Here is a 6,831-nt window from a genome sequence, read left to right on the forward strand (position 1 = left end):
TGGACAACTTGTTGAAGGCATCAGCATAAGTTTGCATACTCGTGAAAATCGTTCACAATAGTAGGCATGACTCACCTAAGCCCATGGCGGACGGGACTTCTCGGATTCTTGGCAGTAGCAGCGCTTGCAACGGTGGCTGGCCTGCTTATACTCCGCCCCACCAGTGCACTAATGGAGCACACCAGCCCCGACTTCGCGTCGACGTACGCTCTCAATCAACCGCACGTTGAAGGTACGGTCACGTCTGTGGATAACCACTTATGCAGCGACCCGCACACAGGGAAAGCATTCGATGAGCAACCACTCATTCCAGCTTCTGGTGATGACACCTCCTGTACCCGCGTACTCCTTGACCTTACGTCCGGCGAAGACAAAGGCCGCTTAACGCAGCTTGTGTTTTATGGGGTGGCGGGTGAACCGTCGCTCACTACCGGCGACGAGGTCATGCTCTCACGCTCAGCGGACGGAACCTATGCCTTCGCCGACTACCGACGCGGTGGAAACCTAGCGTTGTGGGCGATCATCGCGGCGGTCATCATCGTGGGCTTTGCCGCGTGGCATGGCCTGCGCGCGCTGCTAGGTTTGGGGATTAGCCTCGCCATCGTCCTGTTTTATCTCGTGCCGTCGCTGGTGGAAGGGCACGCGCCGCTACCGCTGGCTATGGTGGCCTGCGCGGCGATCATTTTCCTCGTCGTACCACTCGTCCACGGAGTGAATTGGAAGTCCGCCTCGGCGCTGGGTGGCGCATTGGTGGCGTTGGGGATTGCGGGGGCGCTGGGGTGGGCGTCGATAAGCAGCACGGCGTTGACCGGGGCCAGCTCGGAAGACAACCTCAAGCTACTGCTCTACATGCCCGGGGTGCCCATCGTGGGTGTGCTGTTGTGCGGGTTCATCGTGGGCGCGCTCGGCAGCCTCAACGACATCGCGGTGGCACAGGCCTCTACCGTGCGGGAGCTGCACGCAGCTGATCCTGCGGCGGGGCCCGGAAAGCTGTTTGCGTCCGCAATGAAGGTGGGCCGCGACCACATCGCGTCCGTGGTGTATACCATCGTGCTGACCTATACCGGCGCGGCGCTGCCGCTGCTCATCCTCATCACGGCGGCGCAGCGCCCGGCGGGTCAGATTCTGTCCAGTGACCTCGTGGCTACGGAGGTCATGCGCTCGCTGCTCGGCGCCGTGGCCCTGACCCTCGCGGTACCGCTGACCACGGCAATTGCGGCGTTTACGATGCCGGAAGGACGCGGCCGAGGGCGTCAACAGTCCAGCCGGCCGCGCGCCAAGCATCGACGTTGAGCACGTTACGGCCGTCGATGATATGGCGGCGCGCGACGAGCTCACCTGCGGCTTCGGGGTCGAGGTCGCGGAATTCCTGCCACTCGGTGGCGAGGATGACGAGCTCGGAGTCCTTGAGGGAGGCGTCGGCAGTCGGCGCGTAGTTAAGGGTGGGGAAAACCTTCTTGGCATTCTCCATGCCTTCCGGGTCGAAGACCGTCACGGCGGCACCGGCCAGCGAAAGCGAACCGGCGACAGACAGGGCCGGGGAATCGCGGACGTCATCGGAGTTCGGCTTGAAGGCGCAGCCCAGCACGGTGACGCGGTGGCCGAGGAGAGAGCCGTCGAAGGCGTTCTTGGCCAAGTCGACAACGCGATCGCGGCGGCGCATGTTGATGGCGTCGACCTCGCGAAGGAAGGTCAGGGCCTGATCGGCGCCGAGCTCACCAGCACGGGCCATGAAGGCGCGGATGTCCTTAGGCAGGCAGCCGCCGCCAAAACCCAGGCCAGCGCCGAGGAACTTGCGGCCGATGCGCTCGTCGTGACCGATGGCGTCGGCAAGCTTGACTACATCAGCGCCGGCAATCTCGCAGATTTCGGACACGGCGTTGATGAAAGAAATCTTGGTGGCGAGGAAAGCATTGGCGGAGACCTTGACCAACTCGGCAGTCTGCAGGTCCGTCACGATGAACGGGGTGTTCTGCGCGAGTGGCTGGGCATAGACCTCACGGGCAAGCTCTTCGGCTCGGCTTTCACCCGCGCGGACGCCCAAGACGATACGGTCCGGGGTGATGGTGTCCTTGACGGCGTAGCCCTCGCGGAGGAACTCCGGGTTCCACGCGATTTCCACGCTGGTCCCCTCCGGGGCGAGCTCATCTGCCATCTGCTGCAGCTCCGCCGCAGTGCCCACCGGGACGGTCGACTTGCCAAAGATAGTGTGCTCGCCGTGGAGACGCGGAACCAGCTCGGTGATTACCGACTTAACATAGGTCAGGTCCGCGGCATAAGAGCCGTGGGCCTGCGGGGTGCCCACACCGAGGAAGTGCAGGTTGGCAAACTCTGCGGCGTCGTCATAGCTGGTGGAAAAATCCAAGCGACCGGACTCGATGTTGCGCTCGAGCACCTCCGGCAGGCCAGGCTCGTAGAACGGCACGCGGCCGTTCTTCAACGCCTCAATCTTCTTTTCATCTACATCTACACCGAGTACCTCGTGGCCAAGCTCCGCCATGCAGGCGGCGTGCGTCGCACCCAGGTAGCCGGTACCAATAACAGTCATACGCATAACCGGCTATTTTAGGCGCTACGCAGACGGCATGCGCGACGGGGCTGAAAAGTTTAACGGAAGTTCAGATAGGACTTCGACGGCGTCGGCCCGCGCTGGCCTTGGTACTTCGAGCCCAGTGCGCCGGAACCGTACGGTGCTTCCGCCGGCGACGACATCTGGAAAATAGCCAACTGGCCCACCTTCATGTTCGGCCACAGGGTAATGGGCAGGTTCGCCGTGTTCGAGAGCTCCAGCGTGATGTGACCGGAGAACCCCGGATCGATGAAGCCCGCCGTGGAGTGCGTCAGCAGACCCAAACGTCCCAGGGAAGACTTGCCCTCCAAACGCCCCGCGAGGTTCGCCGGAAGCGTGAACTTCTCCAACGTTGCGCCCAGCACGAATTCGCCCGGGTGCAGCACGAAGGCGTCTCCGTCCGCCACCTCGACCTCACTGGTCAGGTCCGGCATCTCTTCCTTGGGATCAATGTGCGTGTAGCGCGAGTTATTAAACACGCGGAAGAACTTGTCCAAGCGCACGTCGATAGAAGAAGGCTGAATCATCTCAGCGTCATAAGGCTCGATGCTCAGACGCTCGGGGCCATCTGCTGCGATGGCGGCACGGATGTCACGATCAGAAAGAAGCACGGCATATAGTCTACGCGGCCCTAGGCCCACTCCCCTCCTACAGGGCCATTTGCGGGTGCGTACCGTGGCGGTGCTAAGCTCTTATCCGTGCATAACGTGCACCGTGCCGACGTAGTTTAATGGTAGAACTGCAGCTTCCCAAGCTGCTGGCGCGGGTTCGATTCCCGTCGTCGGCTCCATTGTCATGAGTCGCGACATACTTGACAGGTGAGTCGCGACATCGTTGACAAACCGGCATCTCAGTTTCTTTTGTTCTGAGGTGCCGGTTTTTCCAATTCTGGGGCTAAGGGCGCACTCCTCCACTCACCAGAAGCAGAAAACGCCTGTGGCCCCCAGCTCCATCAGGAACCAGGGGCCACAGGCAGCACACCGTGTGCACTAGCAGCTCACACGCTGCCAGCTATCGGCCTAGCAACTATGCGCGACGACGGTTACCCATCAATGCACCAGCCGCCATAATCAGACCACCCAACAGCAGCCACGGCGCAATACCGTTACCACCAGTCTTGGGCATGTCACCAATCCAGACATTGGCGACGGTGGCGGTGCCTACAATTGCTTTATCTTCCTTCGCCACATCGCTGTGGGTCTTAACTACAGGGAAGTTCTGACCGTTTACGTAAGTGCCCTTCTCATTAGACCAGAACTGCAAGCCCTTTTCAGGATCCGAATCGATACGGAACTTTAGCGGCTCTGGCAGCAACTGGTAATTTTCGCCAGGGTTGCGGGAGGGTGCCTGGACCTCAACCAGAGTGTATTCGGTATCTAGATCGAGTTTCTCGGCCTTGAAGGTCATGTCGTCTTCGGATTGCATCACAATAGGCTCATGACCCTCACGACGCACCTCGAACGCTGCACCTTTAACAGGCTTATAGTCGTCCGGCTTATCCCCATCGACGGAAACCTTCGTAATTTCCAGGCGGCCCTTTCCTGGCTTCGGCGCATCAGGCTCGTCAATCCAGAAGCTTTGTCCCAAATCACTGATCTCACGGTGCCAGACAACTTCGGCAGTTCCATCCCGCACCACAGTTTCATAGAACACATAGCGGCCCGGCTTGAGCTTGTCTTCGTCTCGCAACTTCTTAAGATCAACTTCGATGTTCCAAGAGCCAGTACCCGACGCAGTGACAGTTTTGATATCTTGCCAGACAACGTCTGCGCTGGACTTACCATCGTCAGCAACTCGGTGAAGCTCGGTTTTCAGCTCATAATCTCGGTGGCCAAGCCCGCGGTAGTCAACACGGTCATAAGCCATATCGACGTAGTTAAGCTTGCTACGATTCACACGCTGCTCGCCAAAGTTTCCCTTTTCAAGAGTTGCGGTAGTACTCATAGCCGAACTTCCTTCATCACCAGGACCTGGGATAAGAATGGTCTGCACTTCAGTGATATTCCCGTAGCCGTTATCCACCTTGTGCTTATATTTGAGCATCTGGTAGTTCACTGGCTCATCTTTCAAGTCCTTCACATTGAGCAGGTAATTTACGATCTTGTCGGCTCGACCGTAAATCTCGTAACGCAGGTTCCTGGCCTTGATATTCAAGGGGTGGGGATTCTTTGCGTATTTACTCTCTAAGTCGTCGGTGGTGTATCCAACAAGCTTCAGCGCTGCCACATAAGCCGCTTCAAACGCCTGGTCATGATTGAGGTTCTGAATGCCAGCTTCTTGGGCAATAGATTTAGCGTTTTCACGAATTACTCGCCTAGCTTCATCCTTATCGGTGGACTTGTAAGCCAAAGAATTGACGATGTAGCTAACAGCGCGCTGGTGTTCGAGGTCGATAGACCTGGAGCCATCAACTGGGCTGCGATCGACGGGGTACTGATACCAATCCTTAGGATCCTTGCTTGGGCTGCCGCCCGGGTAGCCCAAATCTGGTTCAACACACAAGCCGCCGTACATAACCACACCGTCTTTGTCCTCAATGCGGAAGGGGCCCGCCGAATTTCGGAAAATATCGCCGTTAGCAACAGTGAAACCGCCCATGGGGAACAGTTCAGTAGCTCCCGCACCATAGCTCCAGTCACCGGACTTGGTAGTCGGAACGTCTTTACCCTTGAGCTCAACGACAGTCTCAGACTTTTCCGGAACAGAGCTGAACTTGGACCTGACTACGATTTCGGTGCCCTTCTCGATAAGCGCACTATCAACCTTTTTGCGATCTTTAACCGGGAACACCTTATAGGTAACCGCGTCTGGTGTTGCCGATACCAATTGCTTACCTAGGGTGTACCCAGCCTCAAGTCCAGTCTTCCCCATCGGGTCAGACTTGATCTCAAAGGTGTAGTTTTCCTCTCCGAGAATGCTATTCGGGGCATTAACAGTTACTTCAGCACCCTCAAAATGCGCACGAGAATTGAAGATAATTTTATCTTCAAATGGGTTCTTGCGGCTTACAGTAGTCGTACTAGCAGAAATATCTTTGTTGTCGACCAGTTCAAAAGTGTTATTCGGAGAAGAGTAATTTACTGCCAAGGCTCCCGGACCAAGCGGCGTCAACTGGCTCTCATCATCCACCGGAGCGGTGGCCTTCTTACGAAAGCCCATCTCGACAACAATCTTGCCACCCTTCGGCACCTCAATCTTGCCACCCTTCGGGCCCTCGACGGATTTCAGGCCCGTGAAAGTAAGGCCACCCCAATAATCACTATTCTCTACGTCTGTCGTGATGGGATATACATCCTGCGCCTTTCCTTCAAGTTTCTTGATCTCGTTTCCGTTCGCATCAAGAACCTTCAAGACAGGTGTACTTACCTCGTTATCGAGGTAGAAGCCATTTAGGTGCTGCACCTGGACCGTAGCCTCATCATCAAGAATGGCCCCGTCAACAAAAGTCCGTTCCATCTTCACGTGCACGTCAGTGCGCGACCCATCGACCGGTGTAGTTTCAGTGGTCAGCTTGCCGTCGGCATAATCCTTGGTCCAAGAACCTCCTTCTGGAGTATTGCTCGGGTAAGAAACTTCTCCAGCAGACTTACCCTTGGTCGGGTTCGCCCAGAAATAGACATCAAAATCGTTTGCAGTGCTATTCGGTGTCGCTCCAAGCTGGACATCAACGATATCTCCATAGCCAGTCCAGAAATCCACAAACTTCTTCTTCGTGTTAGCATCATCCCGATTACACTTCGATGCATCAATCGCGATAACACTGGCCTTGTCGTTGGTCCACTCTACGACCTGAACCGCCTGATTCTTGAAAGCTCCACTCATCCTGCACAGCTCAGTGAAGCGCTTATCGTTTTTGTTCCACTTTCGCAAGACAATATCGCCCTGATCTAGGCCTCGGGTCAACTGCTCGCGGTTGTCACGGATAATAATCTTGTTCAGAAATAGGGTTTCCTGGCTAGGTGCGCCACCAATTTCGGTCTGCAGAATAGGGTTGCCACTCGCAGACTTCTGCACGCTGACGTAGTTCAACTCCACACGGCGAGTTCCCGCTGCGTCAGGGGTGGTATCAATGTCGCGGTTTTCTTTCTTGACCTTGTCAATCTTCTTCTGCTTTTCGGCAGAAGGATCCGGCAGGAAACCAGCATCCTGCACCTCAGCCTTAGCCGGAATATCATCCTTATCCAGGATGGAGTACTCGCCCTCCTTGGAAGACTTAACCTTCAGGGTCAAAGTCTCCGGCGGAGCGGTCTTCAAACCGTAGT

Annotated in this window: 4 protein-coding genes and 1 tRNA gene; 2 read left to right on the forward strand and 3 right to left on the reverse strand. The window is 56.7% G+C overall.

Translation table 11 applies throughout. The annotated features are described in order from the left end of the window. The first annotated feature begins 66 nt into the window (after positions 1–66). Entirely contained in the window at positions 67–1,293 is a 1,227-nt protein-coding gene (locus tag HMPREF3149_RS11220) for a YibE/F family protein (RefSeq protein WP_070538225.1), read from the forward strand. On the opposite strand, the gene HMPREF3149_RS11225 is transcribed toward HMPREF3149_RS11220, so the two are convergent. Both HMPREF3149_RS11225 and dcd read right to left on the reverse strand, forming a co-directional pair. Then, a complete protein-coding gene (locus tag HMPREF3149_RS11225) occupies positions 1,223–2,554 on the reverse strand; it encodes a UDP-glucose dehydrogenase family protein (protein WP_070538227.1) in 1,332 nt (443 codons plus the stop codon). The genes HMPREF3149_RS11220 and HMPREF3149_RS11225 overlap by 71 nt on opposite strands. A 53-nt stretch (positions 2,555–2,607) precedes the next feature. Continuing rightward, a complete protein-coding gene (gene dcd, locus HMPREF3149_RS11230; protein WP_042532580.1) occupies positions 2,608–3,180 on the reverse strand; it encodes a dCTP deaminase in 573 nt (190 codons plus the stop codon). Positions 3,181–3,285: 105 nt separating this feature from the next. On the opposite strand from dcd, the gene HMPREF3149_RS11235 reads away from it, so the two are divergent. Further along, positions 3,286–3,359, forward strand: a tRNA-Gly gene (locus HMPREF3149_RS11235). Between the two features lie 236 nt (positions 3,360–3,595). Here HMPREF3149_RS11235 and HMPREF3149_RS11240 read toward each other — a convergent pair. Continuing rightward, positions 3,596–6,799 carry an isopeptide-forming domain-containing protein gene (locus tag HMPREF3149_RS11240; RefSeq protein ID WP_141741523.1) on the reverse strand — a complete coding sequence of 1,068 codons (3,204 nt, stop codon included), beginning with the start codon at positions 6,797–6,799 and terminating at the stop codon, positions 3,596–3,598. Positions 6,800–6,831: the final 32 nt, after the last annotated feature.

The sequence above is a fragment of the Corynebacterium sp. HMSC05E07 genome (genome assembly GCF_001807225.1).
In the GTDB taxonomy this organism is placed as follows: Bacteria; Actinomycetota; Actinomycetes; order Mycobacteriales; family Mycobacteriaceae; genus Corynebacterium; species Corynebacterium singulare.